The sequence below is a fragment of the Methanosarcina sp. UBA289 genome (genome assembly GCA_002496565.1).
Classification (GTDB): domain Archaea; phylum Halobacteriota; class Methanosarcinia; order Methanosarcinales; family Methanosarcinaceae; genus Methanosarcina.
Window position 1 is genome coordinate 278,790 of sequence record DAKJ01000017.1, and the last position, 22,324, is coordinate 301,113.

Consider the following 22,324-nt stretch of genomic DNA (forward strand, 5'->3'; position numbering starts at 1 on the left):
AATAGAAGATATTAGGCAATTGTATATTCGGATAATGCATTAAAAGGCTAAAAAGGATTATTGATTTATTATTTTACTTTTATTCATCCTCAAAACCTTTATGTTCTCTAAAACGCTTTTTATTCCTTCCCGAACATTTTTTTTGCTATAACCTTCCATCCCTTCAGGTCTTTTCCCTCAAATTTCTCCTCCACGGCCTTAAGCAAGGAAGAAATATCCAGATGTTGCGGGCATTTTTCAGTGCATTGTCCGCATTGGATACACTGGGAAGCATATCCTGGTACATCGCCTCTTATTATCCCGCCTGGCTTTGCCACATACATAAGTTTTGCTTCTTTTTCATTTCCTGATAGGTAAAAGTTGTCATATACTTCAAAGCAGCCAGGAATGTCCACACCAGAAGGACAGGGTAAACAGTATCTACAGCCTGTGCAGCCTGTTTTCATAATCTCCCTATATTTTTGTTCTGCTTTTTTCACAATTTGCAGTTCGTTTTCTTTCAGGGAATTCGGATAGGCTTCATTCGCAATTCTCAGGTTCTCTTCAAGATGGGATTCCTCATTCATGCCTGAAAGCACAACCGTAACCTCAGGTCGGTTCCACACCCAGCGAAGAGCCCATTCTGCAGGTGTGCGTTTTATAGGAGCCTCATTCCAGATCTCCTGAACTTCAGGAGGCACCAGTTTTGTCAGCTTGCCTCCGCGCAGAGGTTCCATGATAATAATACCCAGACCCTTTGAAGCGGCATACTCAAGTCCTTCCGTTCCTGCCTGGTTCTTTTCATCCAGAAAATTGTACTGTATCTGGCAAAAAGTCCAGGGATATGCGTCCACGATTCGTTTGAAATCGTCAATTGATCCATGAAACGAAAAGCCGGAATTTACAATTCGACCGTCAGCCTTTGCCCTGTCAAGGAAACCAAGAACATCAAGCTTTTCCATTTTATCCCATAAAGCCCCCACGAGTCCGTGTACAAGGTAATAGTCGATATGATCCGTCCTGAGCCTTTCAAGCTGGGCATTCAGGATTTTATCCATATCCTCTCGGTTTTTTATTATCCAGGAGGGAAGTTTTGTAGCAAGCTTGATTCTTTCGCGGTATCCATCAGCAAGAGCTCTGCCAAGGAAAGGCTCGCTTTCTCCCATATGATACGGCCAGGCCGTATCAATATAGTTTACTCCGTGGTCAATTGCATAGCGTACTTGCTTAGTGGCTCTTTCCTCATCTATCGTACCGTCTTCTTTTACTGGAAGCCGCATGCACCCGAATCCCAGTATAGAAAGTTTATCTCCATTTTGTGGTACTTCTCTGTACAGCATTTCCATTACCCTTCTGCTTTTAAGTTGTTCCCTGATTTTTAATAGTTTTCCACCCCGAGTCCCAGCTTGGAAGAACGGTGCCTTTAAAATGACATCATTAACGTAATTATACATTATCATGACTTTATTGAAGAAATAAATCATCTAGGATTCATAAATGTAGAAAATGTCAATTCAAAAATGTTATTGATTCGATATATAAAAAAATCCAAGTTGATGTAAAAATTCGATTCTGTTCGAAAAATGTTATAAATTACTAACCCAAAAGAGTTAAAAGTCAAAAAAAATCCGGCATCTTGTTCTCCTAATATAATATTTAAAAATGATATTTAAAAATAATATTTTAAATATTATTTAATATACTATTTAATATATTATTTAATATATTATTTAATATATTATATTAAATAGTATTAAATAACATTTAAGATATTCATTAAGTATAAAATAATTTAAAGGTAGCTTTTTACTTAACATAAGAAGTAATAAGATAAAGCCTTATGAAATATTCTGTAAGACGAATAATTCGATGGATCTATTAAAATTTTTAACGCTTTTAAAGTTATAATATTCCTTTAAGGGCTTCTGAGGCTGTATAAACGCTTCCAACTCCAAAAATGTACTGAGTTATCCTTATTGCTTGCATTACTTCTTCTTTTGTTGCACCTGCCTGCATTGCCTGAGTTGCAAGGGATTTTACTCCGTTTACTGCACCGTTAGCTGCATCCAGGGACATTGCAAGCAGGAATTTGTACTTGAGAGGAATTCCGCCTTCCACAAAAGCAAGTTCACGTGTATTTTCAAGCAGGGTAAATAATTCAGGGTCCTGATCCACAATAACCTGTAAAGGATTTTCTGTCAATGTACCATCTCCGCTTTTCTTGAGGAAATCTTGAGTTTAGTCTTTTCCATTTATTATGTTCCTTTATTAATTCTTATATCTAGCAATCAATTTAAAAACCTTCCTCCAAACAAACTGAAGACGTAGAAAAAGAAAGAGAATCGGTGGTAGAATGTCCGGACTTATCGAAACTGAGCCGATTGACAGTATAATTGATGGAATCTAGAAGCTTGACGGAGTTGTACTTGACCCTGATTAATACAATGAAGCTGCCTGTGCTGCCTACACATAAACAGCCCAAAAATCTGCTTTAAGGAAAGTCACTCAGGCAGTAACTTATCGGTTTTTTGCATCTGTTATAGGATATATTTCTGAATTTCTTTTATTATATATCAGGTTATATATTCTATAACAGAATTTCAAATTTTATTATGCTCCATATTTCCCGGGTGTCGATTGAAATGATAAGCTACTACCTGAAGAACTGATTTGTTTCAATTATTTTTCTTTTTTCCCTTTTTTGGCTGATTTTTCCTTCTTTGATGACTTATCAGCTGGAGCCTTTGCCTGAGGTTTTCCACAACTAGCCCCTGCTTTTGGAGTGTCGCCTATTGTAGATTTTTTTGACATATAGATCCCTTCTGTTTTATTATTTTAATTAAGTAATGTGTATACTTACTTAAAGTTATAAATAAGTTTCCAGTCAAAATAATAATTATAGTCTTCAACGCAACTTATTACACGTATTAACACTTACCTTTTCTTATGGTGGGGAAAGAACACATTCCTATTGATCGAAATATAACAACTCTTGATGAGATTAACGTTTTAATCAGACATGAAAACAATTCAAGAGTGCTTAAAAGGCTCTATTTTGTCAAATTTAGGTTTTTAGGAGATTCTGTTGAAGAAGCTGCTACTAAAGTTGGAGTTACTAAGAAAACAGGATATTACTGGCAAGAGGATTGGAATAAAGGCGGCTATGCCGCCTTGATACCAAATTTTGGTGGAGGAAGAAAATCCAAGCTTACTGATAATCAAATAAAAGAGTTAAGAATCTTGTTAGAAAGAAAGGATTACTGGACTACAAGAGAAGTTTTGGAGCTAGTAAAGGAAAAATATGGTGTAGAGTATTCACAAAAGCAAATAGGAGTTATATTGCATAGTTTTAATATGTATCATTCAAAACCATATACTCTTGACTACAGAAGACCTGAAAACGCTGAGGAAATTTTAAAAAAAGTTAATAGAAGCAATTCCAGCATATATTGGTCCAGATGACCAATATATCATAGGTTTTCTGGATGAATCTTCACCACAAACAAAAGCAAATACGCAACGATTATGGTCATTTAAAAAGCCTTTAATTATTAAAAATACAGATTGTATAAAGGCAAACGCATTTGCCTTTTATTCTATCAACGGCAGAAATCTGATCGATTTTATGGAAAGTTCAAAAGCAGAAAATGTATGTGAATTCCTTGAGAAAATTGTGGAGCAGAATTTAGGGAAAAGAATAATTCTTGTTCTGGATAATTCAAGGTCACATCATGCTGATAAAACGGTATGGAAAGCAAGAGAATTAAATATCACACTTGTGTTTCTTCCTCCTTATTCACCAGATCTAAATCCTGTAGAATTTGTATGGAAAACGATAAAACGAGAAATATCTGTCAGATTTATTCAATCTAAAGAACATCTAAGAAACGTTATAAAAAATGAATTTATAAAAGTGGAAAAGTCATTATCGTTTGCAAAGAAATGGATAGAAACGTTCAATCCACAAATAAAAAGTGTAGTTTGTTGAGTAAGGAACTATAGTCACAAATAATTATATCCCGAACACTTTTAAAAAAATTAACTTGTCAATCGGAATTCAACTCATAGCAGGTTATTTAAAGGATAGTTCATCCCAAAAACAACCTTTATTCTCACATTAATAAAAGTTTTAAATTAATTTTTATCGTTGGAAACTTGAGTTTTTATTCAGAATTTGAGAACTAAGATCATATCTTAAAATTAAACTTGATCCTAATTGAGATAGGACTTATGCATTTGAACCGAAAAACGGTAACATTTAATGTTTACTGTACTTGATTTTATATTTTGAATGCATATAGTCCTATGAGATAGAGTGATAACTTAAGATTAGTGTGTATCTGAATTCCAGAAAACTTATGATCTAAAGTTGAAATTAACGGGATTTGTTCTCCAATTGGAGAAATGCTTTTGGATTTTAAGATATCCTCGATTAAAAATTGACTCTGAAAAAGAAAATGGTTTCAAGGGAACTCCAGCAATGGCAGAAAAATAACTGATCATACGTGGAAATTGGAAATTGCTAACTTATAGGGCCCTGTTCAATAACTTGGGAATACAGCCAGGTTTCAATACCTGCAAAAATGATTCAATTTGATTATATCAAGCTGTCTGCTAGGAAAAACAGTTGAAAAACTAAAACTTTATTGAATATAAACTTTGGGAGTATGGTATTATGGGAAAAGAGATATTCGGTACTTTGAGGAAGATACTGTATGTTTTATTATTGGCCTTTTCTGTGATATCTGCAACAGCTGGAACAGTAAGCGCAGCAGAAGTAATTGTATATGGGCTTATTAACTTTGGGGGAGAAAATCTTGACACTACTTCTGATCAACCAAGCGTTGGATTGAACGACAAGATATCATCAATTAAGGTCATGTCAGGTACATGGAGATTCTATGAATATCCAAATTATGGAGGTCGTTATTGGGATCTTGGACCAGGAGAATATTCCTCGGTGGGAAGTGCTGGTATACCCGACAATTTAATCTCGTCTTTTAAACAGATTTAAAAAAAACATTTTTGTAGTGTCCACTTTGAATCTATAATCCCTGCTTTTCTTGCAGGTGTATTTTTACATCCAACGCTTCTTCCATCTTTATACTTTAATTCCACATGCTTTCTACAGAAGTTGAAACGGGTACAGTAAAGCGTCATTTGATTTGCCATTATGCTACACTCAGATGCAAGTCTAACTATTGCTTTAAAGTAGCTGACTGTATCCTTAAAACATCAGCAATAGCTTCATTACTCATTCCTTTCATGGAAATATTTAGGATTAAATCAATGATGGTATATTCTTTTTTACGAAGGTTATAATAATAGGGTTTACGCACTTATGATGGAAAAAAACAAGTGCAATAAACGTCATAGTTATAATTTGGATATTTGGAAGTTATGAGTTTATTGCTATTGGTTTTGTACTTCAAGTGCGTAAGTCCTTGCATTAAGCCTCCAGATGTAAAACACTAAACCAGTCACAATGCCGAATGTGCTTGATTTTATACGTTAAGTGAATAAGTCCCATATTCACAAACTTTTATGGTAAATTTGGAAATGTCTTATGATAAGGCTCATTACCCATATACTGTTTCCATTCCTTTGGTGTAAGATTTCGGGTTAAACGATGGCTAGCTTGATTAATAAGATCTTCTGTATTACATATCCATAAATGCGCGGTATTGTCATCACTCGCCGTAGCGATATATTTTCCATCAGGACTGAATACGATATTATTCACTGGACCATTATGTTTCAGAACTAAAATCTCTTTACCTGTTGATGCATCCCATAAACGTGCGGTATTGTCAGCACTTGCAGTAGCAACATATTTTCCATCAGGATTGAATACGACATTATTCACCGAAGCGTCATGATTCAAAACTAAAATCTCTTTACCTGTAAATGCATCCCATAAACGTGCGGTTTTATCATCACTCGCCGTAGCAACGTATTTTCCATCAGGACTGAACATAACATTATTCACCGAAGAATTATGATTCAAAACTAAAATCTCTTTACCTGTAAATGTATCCCATAAACGTGCGGTTTTATCATCACTTGCCGTAGCAATGTATTTTCCATCAGTACTGAACGCAACATTATTTACCCAACCACTATGGTTTAGAACAAAAATTTGTTTACCTGTAGATACGTTCCATAAACGTGCTTTGTGGTCTTTGCTAGCTGTTGAAATGTATTTTCCATTAGGACTGAATACAACTTTGTATACCCAACTATCATGTTTCAGAATAGAGATATTTTTGCCTGTCGATGCATCCCATAAGCGTGCGGTATTGTCGATACTCGCTGTAGCAACATATTTTCCATCAGGACTGAATACAACATTATTCACCGGACCTTCATGTTTGAGAGAATCAAAAATCTCTTTACCTGTCGATGCATCCCATAAACATGAGGTATTGTCATTACTCGCCGTAGCAACATATTTTCCATCAGGACTGAATACAACATTATTCACCGGATCATCATGTATTAGAAGGAAAATTTGTTTACCTGTGGTTGCATCCCATAAACATGCAGTATTGTCAGCACTCACCGTAGCAACATATTTTCCATCAGGACTGAACACAACATTATTCACCGAAGCATTATGATTCAAAACAGTAGTGGATACATCCCATAAACGTGCAGTATTGTCAGCACTTGCAGTAGCAACATATTTTCCGCTAGGACTGAACACAACATTATTCACCGAAGCATCATGATTCAAAACTAAAATCTGTTTACTTGTGGTTGCATCCCATAAACATGCGGTATTGTCAAAACTCGCAGTAGCGATATATTTTCCATCAGGACTGAATATGATATTGTTCACTGGACCATTATGTTTCAGAGGGAAAATTTGTTTACCTGTGGTTGCATCCCATAAACATGCAGTATTGTCAAAACTCGCCGTAGCGATATATTTTCCATCAGGACTGAATACAATATCATTTATCGGACCAGCATGCCTCAGAAGGAAAATTTGTTTACCTGTAGCTGCATCCCATAAACATGCAGTATTGTCATCACTCGCCGTAGCGATATATTTTCCATCAGGACTGAATACGATATTATTCACTGGACCATTATGTTTCAGAACTAAGATTGGTTCACCTGTAAATGCATCCCATATGCGTGATGTATTGTCAAAACTCGCCGTAGCGATATATTTTCCATCAGGACTGAATACAACATCATTTACCGGACCAGCATGATTCAAAACTAAAATCTGTTTACCTGTGATTGCATCCCACAAACGTGCGGTTTTGTCATTACTCGCCGTAGCAACATATTTTCCATTAAGACTGAATACGATATTATTCACTGAACCATCATGATTAAGAGTAATATTTTTACCTGTAGATGCGTCCCATAAACTTGCAGTATTGTCATTACTCGCCGTAGCAACATATTTTCCATCAGGACTAAATATAACATCATTCACCCATTGATCATGATTTAAAACTAAAATCTCTTTACCTGTAAGTGCATCCCATAAACGTGAGGTATTGTCATTACTCGCCGTAGAAACGTATTTTCCATCAGGACTAAATACAATATCATTCACCCATTGATCATGATTCAAAAATACAACTTTATGAGGTATGAGTAACAATCCCTGACGTATTAACTGATCAGCGGTCGATGTTCTGCTAATATTAAATGATTCGATAGCAAGAAGAACACTTTTATCCAGAGTCCTAGGATCTTGAGAGAGAATACTGGATTGTAAATTTAATTTCGAAGCACTAGTTTCTTTCGTCTTTTCTTCAGCTTCTTTCGTCTTATCTTCAGCATGCTGTTTCTGACTCTTGGCTCTTGTTCTCTGTACCTCAGCAAGCTGTTTCTGCGTCTCGGCTTTTTTTCTCAGTTCTTCAGCTATCTGTTTCTGTTCTTCAGCTAGCTTTGTCTGTTCTCCAGCAAGATGGCTCTTTTCTTCAGCTAGCTTTGTCTGTTCTTCAGCAAGATGGCTCTGCTTCTCTACTTCTTTAGTCTTTTCTTCAGCAAGATTACTCTTTTCTTCAGCAATCAGTTTCTGAGAAAATGCAAGTCCGGCTAAAATTAAAATGACAATTGAAAAGACTCCAAGTGTCTTAATTTTGCGGCGTAGGATCCTTTCTTTTTCAGCCCTCTCTTTCTCTAGCCGTTCTTTCTCTAGCCGTTCTTTCTTTAGCTTTTCTTTCTCTGCCCATTCTTTCTCTAGCCTTTCTTTTTCTAGCCTTCCTTTCTCTGTCCTTTTTATCTCTGCCAGTTTATCATTAAAAACCTTGTTAGAAGATAGTATTGGCTCGATAAACCTGTCGTGAGTCAGTTCATACCAGCGTGCACCTGCCCGCCACTCGGCTCTGATAAGGTGCATGCTTTCAAGCACATCAATGGCTGCATTGGGAACATCACAGGTGCACGCTGGAGCCCGATAAACCATCCCCCGTGTCCCCATAGCCGTTATCAGCACTTCGCCACACAATCTGCGCAGGCCTTCTTCATCAATGCGTGCCTTCTCTGCTGATGCCCTTATAGCCTCTTCATAAAACCTGTAAAGTTCCTGTTCCACATTGCCATAGGTTTTCAGGTGCTGAAATGTGATTTGCTTCACCTCTGGAGGTAACTCACGCCAGAGGTTCTGGCATACTACCTGAAGTTGCACAGCCTCTATGAACTCTCCTGTTACCTCAGCGGTTTTGCCTGGTGTTGTTTCAACTCGAATCGTCAATAAATCATCGACAAGTTTTTCTGCTACCCCTTCTGCAAAAAAACGGCCAGTATATCTCAAAGGCTCTTTGATTGCCAGCAGGGCAGCATCACTGCGCAGACGCTCCATGTGAAAACGCGTCCGCAATCTGTCGGGGAGAAGATAAGCATAAGGGTCTAGCTGAGCTATGAAATCCTCCCGCATGACAAAAACCACCCTTAAAAGGGGGTCTGCTTCCAGAGCAGTACTTACTTGCTCAAAAAATCCATCTTTATCTTTCCAACGGTCTTGATATAAAGAGAATATTTCCTCAAACTGATCGAAGATGACGGCACGGGGTAAAGGCATGCCATCTTCATCTTGCATATGCTCCTGTTTATTCAAAAAGTCAACAAGTCTCATTTTAGCCAGGCTCTCAATATCATATTCACCTTCAGCCCAACTTGTGAGCGTATTAAAGACATATATGTTTGAAATCTCGTCAGTTTTTGTATATTCCAAAATTGTGCCTTTAACTCGCGCCACCGGAAAAACTTCAAACTGGTTTTCCTTAAGGAGAGGAATAAGCCCTGCATTGAGAAGTGAAGTCTTACCTGCACCCGACTGGGCATAGACGAGAACCAGATTATGTGCAATGACTAGGGACAGGAGATCTCGAGCTTCCCGGTTTCTTCCAAAAAAAATGAATTCATCTTCCTGTTCAAAAGGTCGAGGGCCCACGTAAACCTGGAATTCGGGTACCACTATTGAAAGCCTCCCATTGTGTTCTCAATTCTGCGGAAGACAGTTCTTTGATTTTTCTACACATCTCTTCCTTAGAGTCATAAGGTCTTCAACCACAGTCACAAGCTCCACCCGTGTCAAGTCATCCGAGTCTTCCATTGGGTAGTCGTACTCTTTTGCCCACTCATTTGCAATCTGGGAAATAATCAAATTCTTTTCAGAACAGGCCCCAGATCCAAGAAAAGGAGTACACTTCCCATTCTTGATTCTCTTAAGAAGGATATCCCAATCCTTAACTTCCAGCATGGTTGGCACTAATAACATCCTCCACAAAGTTCAAAATTCAAATCACTTCTCCAATTGGATACTAAGCAACGCTAATTTCAAATCCAGATCGTAAATTTTCCAGAAATTTAGAATTTGCACAGATATATGAGAATTTCTGTCCTGAAGTACTGTTTTTTAGCTGTATTTTAATGAGAATAACTGTAAATACGGGATTGGCGAAAGAGAGGAGCTTTAGGGGAGAATTGTTACTTTGTTCTATTGCTCGGCTTTCATTATCAGATTTCAGGGAAAAATTCTAAATATTTAAACCCCCGGAGCTTATTTGAACCTGGAATTTAAATGACACTCCACATCGTCTCAATCCTTATTTGTTGAGCTGTGACAATAACGACTGATCCTTCTTTACTAAAACCGGTGTTAGATGCTCTGGAATACCTTGTAGTTGAATTTGTACACACCCAAATCTATATGCCTCTTCAATGCTAAGCCCTCCTCCTAATGCCTGGTAAAAACCAATAGCAAAGGCAATAGCAGCTTTATCGCCGATTGCCTGGTTCATGCCAATGACATATTTGATGTGTTTAGCGATGGCTTTTGCCTGAATCTCTGCGTAACAAGCGTTCAAAATTACACAATTCACCTGACCGCTAAATTGTTCAAACAATGCGGCAAGCGCATCAGGATCGATCGGGTGAGTTTTCCCTGCTAGATCCTCAAAGCACAACGCACCTGTAGGTGTGCCATGACCAGAAAAATGGACGATATGTGGCTGTGTATCAAGCAAAGCTTGGGATATATCTGATGGGCGAACTGACAATTGTGGCAATAATGTAAAGCGGTCCCGAAATTTAGCCAATTTCAGTTTTTCTTGAATCTCTCGAAATTCTTCACCAAGCCGCAAGCGAGATTCATTAGTGGGATCGGCTGCTAAGAAGAGTATCGAAACCTTATTGGTTTTTTCTTTAATTAGAAAACGTCGCCTATTTTCAGCATCTATTTTTGTGATATCACGATTGAAAGCCTCCCATCGTGTTCTCAATTCTGCGGCAAATTCGCAGCAATTATGCCAGTATACCTGGATATGAAGATCCTCAAAATAGCGATCCAGATATTTCTGAGCTTTTTCTTCTTGGGTCTCAGAAACATTCCCTGGCACGAGCTGTACAGATATGTGCTTTCTACCCATCATACTTCTTCCTATGTATTCATCAAGAATCCGGCAAAGAACACGGAAATCCCAATCAGTTACCTTGTAGCCTAGAAGAAGAAGAGATGTGCCTCCAAATGCCTCCTGAATACGCGGAGGAAGCAGGTTTTCTACCTTTGAAACAGCAACAAGGAAGTCCAGATAATCGTCCTCTGTTAGAACTAAAGACTCTGGTATTTTATAGCAGCCATGGAGGTGATATACTAAGGGTTTTTCAGGAGTGGGGTCGAAGTCTGATGACGTTGGTTTGCGTTTTATGATGTATTCATTCCACCGACATATTTCCTGGATTGGTGTTTTGCCACGGCTTTTAAGAGCTCGCACCATGAGGTCATCGTAAGTTGTGGAAATATAAACTGGTAGTGGGAGATCGGCTAGCACTCCGTGAATTTCATCAGGAGTTTCAAAGTATGTTGGTGTAATTTCTTCTGACAGTTCAGCGATTTTATTACAAATCTCATCCCTTGGAAACATCTTGTCTCCTTCGGTTACAGCCACAAACTGAGCCACCCGTGTCAAGTCATCCGAGTCTTCCATTGGGTAGTCGTACTCTTCTGCCCACTCATTTGCAATCTGGGAAATAACAGAAATCTTTTCAGAACAGGCCCCAGATCCAAGAAAAGGAGTGCACTTCCCATTCTTGATTCTCTTAAGAAGGATGTCCCAATCCTTCTCTTCCAGCATGGTTGGCACTAATAACACTCTCCACAGAGTTAAGTTCTCTTCTCAATATTTCTCGTGTTTATTCTCCCCACTCACCTTTCTTTCCACTCACCTGCTGTCTTGAAAGCAGATTAAAAATCAGGGCACAGAATGGAAGTGTTTTCAACTTCTCTCTTTCTCAATTCTTCCAGGTCAAAGTCACATTAAAATTAGCACCCGTACCCGCTGCTATAAACATACCGGCTTTTAAATCCATTGAAATGCCAAAAGAAACTTTAACTTCTTCCGGTTGCTTACTGAGGTCTTTTAACCTATTCAATACAGTATTAGAGACAGGCTTTACAATACCAAGCGATTCTTCAAATGTCTGATTTGTGATATTTACTATTTCACGAGATGTAGATGAACGTGAAACACGAGTTATTTCCCCTTCAACTTCAGCCTCTTCTGCTTCTATTAATACAGTACTGCCGTCTTCCAGAGTAAATTTTACAAGGCGTTTCATAGAGAATCACAGGTTAGAATATTTATTAATAAAGGAGTATTTTTATGAAATAATTAAAGAATATTTAATAATATAGGAGAAATAATTATTGAATTGACAGGAAAAAGAAGTCAGAAATACAAATAAAAAGTATCTATACGAGTAAACTCTAAATTCCAGTCCTTCTGACCCACTAAGTAGAAAACTCACTGGCAATTCCAAAATAATTCATGTAATCAATATAAAAAGGATAAATCAGTTCAAGTTTCTCAGCATAGGTTTTTTCCTGCTAGAAATTCTATTTCTTATTCTTGAGCTTTCCCAATACCCCGAAGAAATCAAATTTATTTTCATAGGTTTTGCCTTCGTTTTTATTCTTTTCCGCTTCGAATCTTCTATCTATAATATATTCTCCAATCGGGTTGACAAAACCAAGCAGAATTCCAAGTCCTGTAAAAATATAAACCACGGTAAATATTTTCCCAAAATCAGTTTTAGGAGCAAAGTCTCCATAACCCACAGTTGCCAGAGTGATAACTGAAAAATAGAAAGAGTCAAGCCATCCCCAGCCTTCCATCCTATGGTAAAAAATAGTACCTCCTGCGAGAGTAATCACAGTTAAATAAAGGAGGGACCTGAACTTAGGATCTTTAAGCAGCGTTTTTAGCGTCTTTAGAAACATAAAGAATGTATAAAAAAAAGGAATTATTACCGTTCCCTCCAAGCATATTTTCCATCTTAGGTTAAAAAGAAATCCGTGCAATCTGTAAATTCTGACTTAAATGGGAGCTATATCATTAACTGATACCATTAACTGATACTGTGATTAGAAACGCGGGCTTTCAATCCGGTCCCATTTTTTGAAGCTCTGTCCGAGCAGGTAGAGGGCAAGAGGCACCAGCAGGAGGTTAATAAGTACGTAGTACGGGCCAAACATTGACAGGACAACATTCACAAGCAGTAGCGGCATAACTGAAATCGTATATAATGCAAAAATCCTGCCGTTATAGAGGTTTATGGAAGGCGAAATCCCTGTCAGGTAATATAGGGTCAAGGTTGATTAGAGGCTCATCGATAATTGCGAGTTCCGGCTCATGCAGGAAAGCCTGAGCAAACATCAATTTCTGCCTTGTGCCCCTTGAGAGGTCTTTGCATAGTGAATTTTTCTGGTCTCTGAAATCCAGGAATTCGAACCATTTTTCACAGGTTTTCTCATAGTTTTCCATTTTCTGGATTTTTGCAACGAAATAGAGGTATTCTTCAGCGGTCAAAAAACTCGGTGGTGTTTCCTGCTCAGGAACAACGCCTACCAGCTCCCTGACTCGAATCGGGTCTTCGAGCACATCCACGCCGTGTACTCGGAGGTAGCCAGAGGTTGGCTTTATTTGACCGGTGAGCATCTTGATCATAGTCGTTTTTCCTGACCCGTTAGGACCCAGAAGCCCAAAGAGCTCACCTTTTCCAATTGAAAGGGAAATATCATTTACTGCCTTTGTACTTCCATAAGATTTAGAAAGATTTCTTACTTCAATCATCTTTAAGGCTCCTGAAAATCCATTATTTGCGAGCAAATAATGGTACAACATCAATCATAGAGTAAATTATAGTAGAGTAAATTAGAGTGAATACATAGTAAACCTCAAATTAAATTACAGATTCAGTCAAGATTAAGTGATTTTTCCCGGAAAGTCCACAAGATTAAACAAGAATTAATATCAAACTCGTGAGTTCATTTGGAGAAATTTTTAGTTTTAACCCACAAGTATAAATTTTACTATATGTTGATATTATCTAAAAATATATAAAAGAGTTTCGAAGACTATCTTCGAATCGAAAGTCGGGCTAAAATAAGATTAATATTCCGCTCTCTTTTTGTTTCCAATCAGGGCACAAAAACGCTATGAAAGTCGTGTTGTAAGCCCAGAGTAAAATAGAGCTATAAGAATTTAAAATCAGATTTCTTAAATGATACTTAAAACTACATCAAAACTATCTAAAGTTACATTAAACAACGTTCTCCTTTCCCAGCTTCTTTTTCTTAAACCCTTACCTCTAATTTTGGAAAACTTTCAGAGGAAAATCCATCGGTTGTAGGGCTCAAAGCGTTAAGTTCACTTGCAGTCTCTTTTAGAGAAAGCATAAAATCCGTCCTTATTCTGAAAATGAGCTCTTCAGGCTCTACACAGCAAAAAAGAGTTGGTTCGCCCTCAATAATCCGGACATACCCTTTCTTCTCCATCCCTCTGAGCGTTCTGTAGATTTTGGGTCTCGGGACTCCGGAACCTTCTGCAATTTCACTGGCTCTTGCCTGTTTAAGACCGACAAGCACTGCATAGATTTTAGCTTCGTTTCCAGTAAACCCCAATTTCTGAAGATTTTCTACAATTTTAAGAGTCACTTCATCCTCCTCCTTTCGCCCACCCTCGAGTTAGAGTCTAGCTTGTTGACTGGCAGCCTTTTTTAAAAGTCTCACCATCGTTTCGAGACTTTGTACATATTCTTCTACATCCTTCTCGTCTACAAGCTTAAAGATTTCATCGGCGACCTGATTGAAATAGTTATAACATTCTAGTCCCTTCTCAGTTAGTGAAACAAGCACTTTCCTTCGGTCTTCAGGGTCAGTTTTTCGAAATACCATTCCTTTTTTCTCCAGATCATCAACCATTCGAGTTAGGCTGCTTTTATCCATGCCTGTATACTTCCCTATAGTCGAGGGCATGATTTCACCTTCCATGCCTATGATCTTGATTACCATGGGTTGATTCTTGCTCAGATTCTTAAATTTGCTAATAATTTTTTTCTGAAAAGTCTGTTCAAAAATCAAATTATCAAGAGCATCTCTTTCTGTCATAAGAAGAATTATCTTCTTCAGCGTCTCTTCGTCCATTTTATCCACTGACCTTTTTTATACCTGATTTGCCGACCAGAAGTATTTTTCAGGCAGATAATTTCCGAAATATAATGAATTTATAATAATATTGATTTTTCAATTATAAGAAATTAAATAATTGAATTTTCAATGGTTGATAAATCAACACTGTTGTGAACATATTTAAGCTTCGCGGTTTACATAATCTGAAAAAATTTGTAAATTGAAAAAGAACTCAGAAAAATGATTCACAGCCTTCTTGAAACATAGCTTTGAAACATAAAAATGGAAGCTACATTTCCAGGATTTGTTTTTAGAAAATAAGATACAATTGAAAGGTTTAAAATAGAATCAGGCTAAAGACTTAAAACCTGGCTGCAAATTGATTTTGTCCTGATTTGCCCAAATATCACTCTTCACCTGGAGGTCTGCTCCTGAAAGAAAAGCTTCTTGAGATCAAATCCGCATTTATGGTCTATTTTAAAGAGCGGGAAGCCGAGATCGACGGTTCTCTCCTTGCCGTGCTGTCCGGGGAAAACCTCCTCTTTCTAGGACCGCCTGGAACGGCAAAAACCCAGCTTGCGAAAAATATCTGCCAGTCAATCGAAGGCGGAAACTTTTTCAATTATCTCCTGACAAGCTTTTCCACCCCTGAAGAGCTCTTTGGTCCACTTTCCTTAAAAGCCCTGGAAGAAGACGAATTCCGCAGGAAAATCGATGGCTGCCTCCCGACTGCACATATCGCTTTGTTGGATGAGATTTTTAAAGCGAGCAGTGCGATCCTGAACAGCCTCCTGACCATTCTCAATGAGCACAAATACCATAATGGAAGAGAGCTTGTAGACGTGCCTCTGCTATCTGTTTTCGGGGCATCCAATGAGTTTCCTGACGAAAACGAGAGCCTTGAAGCACTCTATGACCGCTTTTTGTTCAGGTACAGACTCGCCTATATCCAGGACGAGGAAAATTTTCGGAACCTCCTTTTCAGAAGCCCTGAAGAATTCGAACCTGCAACAAGTCTCAGAGTCTCCGAAATATACGGACTTCGAGCACGCGCAAAAGATCTGCCTGTTGACCCTGATGTTGAGATCATTGTAACTGAGCTTCGAAAGAGCCTTCAGTTACATGAGATTGAAATCTCTGACCGGCGCTGGAAAAAAGTCATTCAGGTCTTGAAGGTTGCAGCCTGCAGCAGTGGATGCCCGGCCGTGGACAGGACAATGGTGCTCCTGCTTCAGCACATGCTCTGGAATCTGCCTGAAGAGCGGGAAACCATACGGAAAACCGTTTTTGAGTTCGCAATTTCAGGCGGCATCAGTACAGAAAAACTGCGCCAGGAAGTCGAAGACCTGCAGGCCGCAGTAAGCATTGCCCTGAAAAACGAACTTCCTGTAAAGATCCTCTGTGACAGCTGCGGAGAAGAATTTCGGCTTAGGCAGGAAATTGAAACTCACCATATATCCCACCCGAATCACAGCTATACTCTTAAAACGGAAGGGCCGTCAAGGATCTATCCTTATGACAACCTTGTAAAAGAAATTGATTCGCTTCAGGAAGCGGCTGGAAAAACGAGCACACTTTCCCAGACCCAGAAAGAAGTTTTTGAAAAAGAACTTAAAAACCTTGCCGATCGAGTGGAACGTGTAAAATACCGACTTGAAGCAGAGCGGGAACTTCTCAAAAACCTGATGGATGCAAATATATGGCTCTCGACGCTTGACAGAAACGAAGCTCTTCTCCTGCACGACACCCGAAATCTCGAGCTATCCGAGCTCGATGAACTCATCTCAAAAAGCCGGTCAATGCTCGGAATTCAAATCAGGCAGGCAAGACCTGAACCTCAGCCTGAAATCCAGCCTGCAAAAGAAGCAGGAAAAAAAGAAATGGAACAAATTTCCGTATCCGATTCTGGCAGCAGTGTCAACAGTTTTATGAAAGGTATTGGCTCTCGATTCAAGCTCAGATGAAGAAACCCGACATAGTAGCTTCAAACCAGGCAATATTTGATCAGGAAGCTTTAAACCAGATGTTTTAAACTATAAAAATCCCAAAACAGGAAGTTTTAAACTATAAAATTCTAAAACACGAACTTTTGAACCATAAAATTCCAAAAAAGGTAATTTTTAACCAGATAACTCAAATGAGGTTTTGACATGGAAGGCTCTGAGGATTTTCCAAATAACTCGGATGCAGCTTCATCTAGAACTTACTCCTTTTTAGGGAATAAAGCCTCAGGAAATAAAGGCTTGCGGGATTTGCTTTTGCTCCATAATCAGACTGCGGCCGTGCTGGGACGAGACCTCAGGAGCACAATAGCCTTTCCTCGAACTATTCCCCGCCCAATACGAGAAAAAATCGCCGAAGTCCTAACCCTTGAAATCCTTTTTGGGCAGCCTTATGAGATAAAAGACCCTGAAAGGTTCATAGAGACTTTCGGAGCTTTTTATCCGATCCTTCTTACCCTGAGAAATTCAAAACCCTGGCCTAAACTCCGAAAAATTGCAAAAAAAAGTAGAGGAGCCGGAATTGCAGGCTTGAAAATTCTCCTGCCTCTTATTTATGATATTCTGGAACGTTTCTTAGAGACCTCTTCCAGTGTTTCAAGTGTAGAATATCTTAAGGAAATTGATGCTGGAATAGATGAAATACTCAGTCAATTTGAAGAAATCCTGAAAGAAACTCTCCTGATGTGGGGAAATACGGGATCGGCTGAGTTTTCAGGCAGGAATGTCCAGACAATGAGAAGTTACGGAGAACTTGCCTTGGCCGACGCTGTCCTGGCTTTTATGCAGAAAGGTGGGTATCAGGATTTTCTGGAAAGAATAATGGAAGGACTATACCGTAGAATGAACGAATTCGTTTCAGAAATGGAAGAAAACATGGAGCTTTTCGATACGCTTGCCCTGCTTTTTCCCCAGCGTAACTGGAGCTATTCCGTAAAAGAGCTTAAAAAAGAGCCTTACTATGTGCAGCTTAAAATGCTTAAAAATTATTCGACCTTTTTTGAAAAAAGCCCTGACCTGAGAAAAATTGTAGATTTTATTGGTAGGCGGGAATTTGACCCGCCTTCGGACCGCATACGCCTTTCACCTTTTGGAAAAAACCGGATTCAGACCGTGCGCTTTTCCGATTCTATCAATAATTTGCTGCCCATGGAAGCCGCAAAACTCCTGAACCCATCCCTGAAGAAGAAGTTCTATGCGGATATGCTTGAAGGAAAGCTCCTAAGCTATCAGCTCCTCGGAAAACATTATACAGGCCCTCCCCGAATAAAACCCAGAGGCCCGATGATCGTGCTTGTGGACACCTCCGGCTCAATGCATGGAGCTCCCCAGACCCTGGCCAAGTCCGCAGTGCTGGCCATGGCAAAACGCATGCTTTCCCAGCAGAGGGACATGAAAGTTATCCTTTTTGCCTCAACAAGCCAGCACCTGGAAATCGAGCTCAGCAGCAGGAAAAAAATGTCCGAAAAATTCCTGAATTTCCTTCTCTATACCTTCGGTGGAGGAACGGACTTCAATACTGCCCTTGCCTCAGGCCTCAAGTCCCTGAAGGAAAAAGACTTCCAGGGAGCAGACCTGCTCTTTATAACCGATGGCAAATCCGAAGTCTCGGACGAACTGGTCCTGGCCCGCTGGGAAGAGGCAAAAAAGAAGTATAACGCAAAAGTCTATTCGCTAATCGTAGGTAACAGCGGAGCAGGCGGGCTGTCTGAAATCTCAGATTATACTTATTTTGTGGAAATGGAACTGGATCCTGAGGGCAGCGGCGGGTTTGTAAGGCTAATTGAATCATCTACAGAACAGAAATCTATAGATTCGAACGAAGCCGAAAATTAAGGAAGCAGGAAATTAAAAAAGAGTTGATTCCCTTTCTTTTCTGTTTATTCCTTTTTTCCGTTTCGTTTACTCATATCTCAGTGCATCTACTGGTTTTAACTTTGAAGCCCTGAAAGCAGGTACTACTCCAGAGATTACTCCTATTAGAACTGCAAGGGCAAGTCCCTCAAGCATTAGAGTAAATCTTACTCCACCACCATCTGCCATATCACTTCCCATCATTGCCTGGAGTCCAGATGAAACAAAGGATCCCAGAATAACTCCAAGGATACCGCCAACAAGGCCTACCATTGCGGAATTAAAAAGGAAAATCATAAGTATATCCCTGTTTTTTGCCCCAATGGCTTTCATAGTTCCAATTTCCTTTGTCTTTTCAAGCACAGAGGTAAACATGGTATTGGCAATCCCGACGGCTCCTACAATAAGGGACACGGCTGCAATGGCTCCGAGGAAAAGCGTCATCGAGCTCGTCATTTCAGTAACAGACTCGGCCATAGACTTTGAGGCTGTCACGGAAAAGTCCTTGTCATCTTCCTGAACAATATGCCTTGAGACCATGAGCTTTTTTTCGATATCTTCCGTAAGTTCGTCCACAAGATCTTCACTCTTGGCTTTTACAGTGATGCTATCATAAACATCTTTTTCGGCATCATCAAGCAGATTTACTGCTCCATCAATAGGCATATAGATTTTTGAGTCATCTCCCATGCCTTCTTCTTCCAGGACTCCGACAACTCGCACTGATTTGTTGTTTATCGTGATTACCTGATTAACCCCTATGTCCTGGTCGTAAGTCTCACTGGCAACACTGCTTCCTATGACTGCAACATATCTATCTGCCGGTTCAAGCAATCTTCCGGATTGCGTTTTCAGGGAAGTCATATACTTCCAGACCTGAGGATCCACACCTGTAATCGAAAGAGTTACATTTTGGGCTGCATAAATCACTGATTCTCTACCTGAGATCTCGCCAGAAATGTATTGTATTCCATCCAGACCCTGGAGAGCCTTGATATCGTCATCTGTTAATTCAGTATCTGTTGATGATCCCCCCATACCAGGAGGGCCAGGGATGTTAGATGACGCTTTGGTATACCCTGGACTTATGATTATTTTCGTCAGATCCATCTCGGCTAACTTGCTCTGCACATTTGCCTCCATAGCATTCCCTAAAGAGACAATGCCAATCACAGATCCGACTCCTATAACTATCCCGATAATGGTCAGCCAGCTTCGGAGCTTGCTGTGCAAAAGCATGTTCAGACCCATCTTCAGGTAGGTAGAGTTTCTCATCCTGCACCCTTCCATTCATTTTCGCTCAAGCCTTTTTTGAAAAGGCTTGTGTAACCGTTTCGCCGGTTTACCACGCCGCTGCCTAGGTTTTCGCTCAAGCCTTTTTTGAAAAGGCTTGCGGGCAAGCAATTTTCTGAAAAGGCCTGTGTTTCTCATTCTGCATCCTTCATTCTCTATGCCAGTTTTCAGGTTTACTGGTTTTCAGACTTTTCGCTGCCGGATGGTTTCTCTTTTTTTTTCTGTATCTTTTCCTGGATTTTCCTGCGGTAGACAAATGATCCTCCAACGAGTACTATTATCACAACGTAAAGCAAACATGAGCCGATGCCGGCACCTTTACTCTGACCTCCTGGGCCTCCCTGACTTGTCTCAGTCATGTTTCCTGCAGTCATTTCGAGTTTTACTTCCTTATCAACCGTTATTCTTTCTCCTTTCGCATCCGTATATTCAATCTGGACTTTTAGAGGATCGGAATCCATGGAAGTTAAATTGTTATCATCGAGTTTGACATTGGATGAAGAACCTGCACTCTTGCCATCTTCCTGTGTGCTTGCAATATTGAAAGATGCAATTGTGTAGTCCCCTTTCTCAAGGTTTCCTACAATAGTTGAGGAACTTCCTGAGACCTTGTATCCGTCCTGATCCGGAACCGAGACTTTCACGGAATAGGCCATGTTGTTGCCCACGTTTGCAACTGAAAGGGAAATTTCTCCCTGGTCACTTTCTGAGAAGGAAACATCAAAGTCAGTTTCCCCACCTACGAACATTCCTGCTGTGGTATTGATACTCTGTTCCTTGGATTCATAATCTTCATAGCTGAGATTCACGTCCAGAGTGTATAGCCCAGGGTCTGCATTTACATCTGCCATTACAGAGTAAGATACGTTTACCGAGCCTCCGGCTTCGAGGTACTTAATGTACTTGGTATTGTCCGAGTATACCGGGAGAATTACTCCTTTTGGATCTTTCCAGGAAACTACCATGTTTTTGATAGGGGAAGTTCCTGTATTCGTTACAATAAGTTCTAGAGGCTCTTCCTTTGCAATGTCAATATTCGCCTTGCTTACGGTTACGACCTGAGCATATTCTTTACCCCTTACCTCTAGCTGGATGGTTTTTGTAGTGGTAATTGTTTTTGATGAGTCTCTACTTTCTTTAGCAGCAGTAGTAATATCGATATCGTATTTGCCTGCAGAAGCATTGGCATCGGTCATAAGCTTAAATTTAAGGACTGCTGCATCGTCATCGTCTTGCCTGGCATTCAGGTAGGATACCTTTTTTGTTAGCTCTTCTCCGGAAACCTTATTGAAAGGATATTCCGAATTAACTGTGACAGTAATGTCTTTCAGGTCAGCGTTTCCTACATTCTGCACACTGAGCGTGAGTTCAACAGGCTCGCCAGGGCGAGCATAATCAGGATTTTGATTAGTCAGGTTTACGTCCACAGATGCAGATTGTATATCCCCATTAGAAGCAAGTGCCGTTCCGGCTCCAAGGCATATGAATACCGAAAACAGAAGTAAAAAGGTTAGCAAAGAGAACTTTCTCATTTTAATTCCTCAATTCAGATTTGGTTCGATTTCCGTACCGGGTTCATTTTTCGTTCGCTTTTCGATTTATTCAATCTCACCGTCTCGGATGTAAACAACCCTTGTTGTATATTTTACAAGTTCAAGGTCATGGGTAACAATTATAATTGTCTTAACCTTCTCGTTTGTTAAGCCCGTCAAGAAAATCCATAATATAGTCTCCGGTCTTTTTCCTTTTCCATTGTAATTAACCAAATTGAGCAACTGTCTGATATGAGGTTGAACACCTGTATAACACGAGTGCCTGATATGTGGCTGAATACTGTCTTATTTGGAACATTTGATCTTACAGCCACTCAATAGGATTGAAGGCAGCTGACCCTCTCATTGGTGTTTAATAATATAAGCATACTTAGCTAAAAATCGGGAAGCCTAGAGAATTAATTTACCAATGAAGCTTTTTTATAGGAGATTAACTTAATTTAATCTTTAATTATCCTATAAAAGGCAAACGAATACCCAATAAAGTGTTATTTTCGAGGGGGTTTCTCAAAAGGAGCTTCAGACCTAACATCAGAGCTGTTTCTCTCGTCCCTGACAAATGGTCCAAATAGCTGCTCCAAAGACAAAGAAAAACGCTCCTGCAATTAGAATCTCAAAATACCTGCCAGTTCTCGTCAAATCTCAATTGCCGGATAAAGAGGTTATATACACGAGTCATGGATCAATTCTAAAAAGAGCACTGTTAC

18 protein-coding genes and 1 pseudogene are annotated in these 22,324 nt (G+C 39.4%); 4 read left to right on the forward strand and 15 right to left on the reverse strand.

Going from position 1 to position 22,324, the window contains the following annotated elements:
- Positions 1-119: 119 nt before the first annotated feature.
- The 3 genes from BP549_RS07415 to BP549_RS07425 form a co-directional block, all read right to left on the reverse strand.
- Positions 120-1,319 carry an aldo/keto reductase gene (locus tag BP549_RS07415; protein ID WP_292379483.1) on the reverse strand — a complete coding sequence of 400 codons (1,200 nt, stop codon included), beginning with the start codon at positions 1,317-1,319 and terminating at the stop codon, positions 120-122.
- 562 nt (positions 1,320-1,881) lie between these two features.
- Positions 1,882-2,181 carry a carboxymuconolactone decarboxylase family protein gene (locus BP549_RS07420; RefSeq protein ID WP_292373481.1) on the reverse strand — a complete coding sequence of 100 codons (300 nt, stop codon included), beginning with the start codon at positions 2,179-2,181 and terminating at the stop codon, positions 1,882-1,884.
- A gap of 477 nt (positions 2,182-2,658) precedes the next feature.
- Complete coding sequence (locus BP549_RS07425) at positions 2,659-2,790, reverse strand: hypothetical protein (protein WP_292373483.1); 132 nt, start codon at positions 2,788-2,790, stop codon at positions 2,659-2,661.
- A 135-nt stretch (positions 2,791-2,925) separates the two neighbouring features.
- On the opposite strand from BP549_RS07425, the gene BP549_RS07430 reads away from it, so the two are divergent.
- Positions 2,926-3,967 (forward strand): IS630 family transposase gene (locus tag BP549_RS07430; RefSeq protein WP_292379486.1). Its coding sequence is split into 2 segments (ribosomal slippage): positions 2,926-3,396 and positions 3,398-3,967, totalling 1,041 coding nucleotides; the frame shifts between segments, so codons are not numbered across the junction.
- Positions 3,968-4,654: 687 nt separating this feature from the next.
- A complete protein-coding gene (locus tag BP549_RS07435) occupies positions 4,655-4,993 on the forward strand; it encodes a beta/gamma crystallin family protein (RefSeq protein WP_292379489.1) in 339 nt (112 codons plus the stop codon).
- Here the strand turns inward: BP549_RS07435 and BP549_RS07440 are convergent.
- The 10 genes and pseudogenes from BP549_RS07440 to BP549_RS07485 form a co-directional block, all read right to left on the reverse strand.
- Positions 4,990-5,142: pseudogene (locus tag BP549_RS07440) on the reverse strand (IS1 family transposase); the annotation flags it as partial. The gene BP549_RS07435 and the pseudogene BP549_RS07440 sit on opposite strands and share 4 nt — an antisense overlap.
- Before the next feature lie 379 nt (positions 5,143-5,521).
- The gene (locus BP549_RS07445) at positions 5,522-9,424 is read right to left on the reverse strand and encodes a WD40 repeat domain-containing protein (RefSeq protein ID WP_292379491.1); all 3,903 of its coding nucleotides are present in this window, start codon (positions 9,422-9,424) and stop codon (positions 5,522-5,524) included.
- Positions 9,425-9,448: 24 nt separating this feature from the next.
- Positions 9,449-9,718 (reverse strand): hypothetical protein, encoded by a 270-nt coding sequence (locus BP549_RS07450; RefSeq protein ID WP_292379493.1) that lies wholly within the window; start codon positions 9,716-9,718, stop codon positions 9,449-9,451.
- A 337-nt stretch (positions 9,719-10,055) separates the two neighbouring features.
- Positions 10,056-11,582, reverse strand: coding sequence for an SIR2 family protein (locus tag BP549_RS07455; RefSeq protein WP_292379624.1), 1,527 nt, complete (start codon positions 11,580-11,582; stop codon positions 10,056-10,058).
- 157 nt (positions 11,583-11,739) lie between these two features.
- On the reverse strand, positions 11,740-12,066 hold the full coding sequence (locus tag BP549_RS07460) for a CU044_2847 family protein (protein WP_292379494.1): 327 nt from the start codon (positions 12,064-12,066) through the stop codon (positions 11,740-11,742).
- Between the two features lie 277 nt (positions 12,067-12,343).
- A complete protein-coding gene (locus tag BP549_RS07465; protein ID WP_292373489.1) occupies positions 12,344-12,727 on the reverse strand; it encodes a potassium channel family protein in 384 nt (127 codons plus the stop codon).
- A gap of 144 nt (positions 12,728-12,871) precedes the next feature.
- Positions 12,872-13,015 carry a hypothetical protein gene (locus BP549_RS07470; RefSeq protein WP_292379497.1) on the reverse strand — a complete coding sequence of 48 codons (144 nt, stop codon included), beginning with the start codon at positions 13,013-13,015 and terminating at the stop codon, positions 12,872-12,874.
- Positions 13,016-13,049: 34 nt separating this feature from the next.
- The gene (locus BP549_RS07475) at positions 13,050-13,580 is read right to left on the reverse strand and encodes an ABC transporter ATP-binding protein (RefSeq protein ID WP_292379499.1); all 531 of its coding nucleotides are present in this window, start codon (positions 13,578-13,580) and stop codon (positions 13,050-13,052) included.
- 503 nt (positions 13,581-14,083) lie between these two features.
- A complete protein-coding gene (locus BP549_RS07480; protein WP_292379500.1) occupies positions 14,084-14,443 on the reverse strand; it encodes a TrmB family transcriptional regulator in 360 nt (119 codons plus the stop codon).
- A gap of 30 nt (positions 14,444-14,473) precedes the next feature.
- The gene (locus tag BP549_RS07485; protein WP_292379503.1) at positions 14,474-14,932 is read right to left on the reverse strand and encodes a MarR family winged helix-turn-helix transcriptional regulator; all 459 of its coding nucleotides are present in this window, start codon (positions 14,930-14,932) and stop codon (positions 14,474-14,476) included.
- 380 nt (positions 14,933-15,312) lie between these two features.
- Between BP549_RS07485 and BP549_RS07490 the strand changes: the two genes are divergently transcribed.
- On the forward strand, positions 15,313-16,881 hold the full coding sequence (locus BP549_RS07490; RefSeq protein WP_413788524.1) for an AAA family ATPase: 1,569 nt from the start codon (positions 15,313-15,315) through the stop codon (positions 16,879-16,881).
- Between the two features lie 186 nt (positions 16,882-17,067).
- Positions 17,068-18,753: a vWA domain-containing protein gene (locus BP549_RS07495; protein ID WP_292379505.1), complete on the forward strand. Its 1,686-nt coding sequence runs from the start codon at positions 17,068-17,070 to the stop codon at positions 18,751-18,753.
- Between the two features lie 66 nt (positions 18,754-18,819).
- Here the strand turns inward: BP549_RS07495 and BP549_RS07500 are convergent, their stop codons facing one another.
- Together BP549_RS07500 and BP549_RS07505 are read right to left on the reverse strand one after the other, a co-directional pair.
- Positions 18,820-20,046, reverse strand: a complete 1,227-nt coding sequence (locus BP549_RS07500; protein WP_292379507.1) for an ABC transporter permease — start codon at positions 20,044-20,046, stop codon at positions 18,820-18,822.
- 191 nt (positions 20,047-20,237) lie between these two features.
- Positions 20,238-21,596, reverse strand: coding sequence for a COG1361 S-layer family protein (locus BP549_RS07505; RefSeq protein WP_292379508.1), 1,359 nt, complete (start codon positions 21,594-21,596; stop codon positions 20,238-20,240).
- Positions 21,597-22,324 lie beyond the last annotated feature (728 nt).

Bases quoted from the DNA above. Each gene is read 5' to 3' on its own strand.
- BP549_RS07485 (WP_292379503.1), bottom strand. From the start codon at position 14,932: ATGGACGAAGAGACGCTGAAGAAGATAATTCTTCTTATGACAGAAAGA.
- BP549_RS07495 (WP_292379505.1), top strand. From the start codon at position 17,068: ATGGAAGGCTCTGAGGATTTTCCAAATAACTCGGATGCAGCTTCATCT.
- BP549_RS07425 (WP_292373483.1), bottom strand. From the start codon at position 2,790: ATGTCAAAAAAATCTACAATAGGCGACACTCCAAAAGCAGGGGCTAGT.
- BP549_RS07455 (WP_292379624.1), bottom strand. From the start codon at position 11,582: ATGCTGGAAGAGAAGGATTGGGACATCCTTCTTAAGAGAATCAAGAAT.
- BP549_RS07415 (WP_292379483.1), bottom strand. From the start codon at position 1,319: ATGCTGTACAGAGAAGTACCACAAAATGGAGATAAACTTTCTATACTG.
- BP549_RS07475 (WP_292379499.1), bottom strand. From the start codon at position 13,580: ATGATTGAAGTAAGAAATCTTTCTAAATCTTATGGAAGTACAAAGGCA.
- BP549_RS07465 (WP_292373489.1), bottom strand. From the start codon at position 12,727: ATGTTTCTAAAGACGCTAAAAACGCTGCTTAAAGATCCTAAGTTCAGG.
- BP549_RS07505 (WP_292379508.1), bottom strand. From the start codon at position 21,596: ATGAGAAAGTTCTCTTTGCTAACCTTTTTACTTCTGTTTTCGGTATTC.
- BP549_RS07460 (WP_292379494.1), bottom strand. From the start codon at position 12,066: ATGAAACGCCTTGTAAAATTTACTCTGGAAGACGGCAGTACTGTATTA.
- BP549_RS07435 (WP_292379489.1), top strand. From the start codon at position 4,655: ATGGGAAAAGAGATATTCGGTACTTTGAGGAAGATACTGTATGTTTTA.
- BP549_RS07470 (WP_292379497.1), bottom strand. From the start codon at position 13,015: ATGCCGCTACTGCTTGTGAATGTTGTCCTGTCAATGTTTGGCCCGTAC.
- BP549_RS07500 (WP_292379507.1), bottom strand. From the start codon at position 20,046: ATGAGAAACTCTACCTACCTGAAGATGGGTCTGAACATGCTTTTGCAC.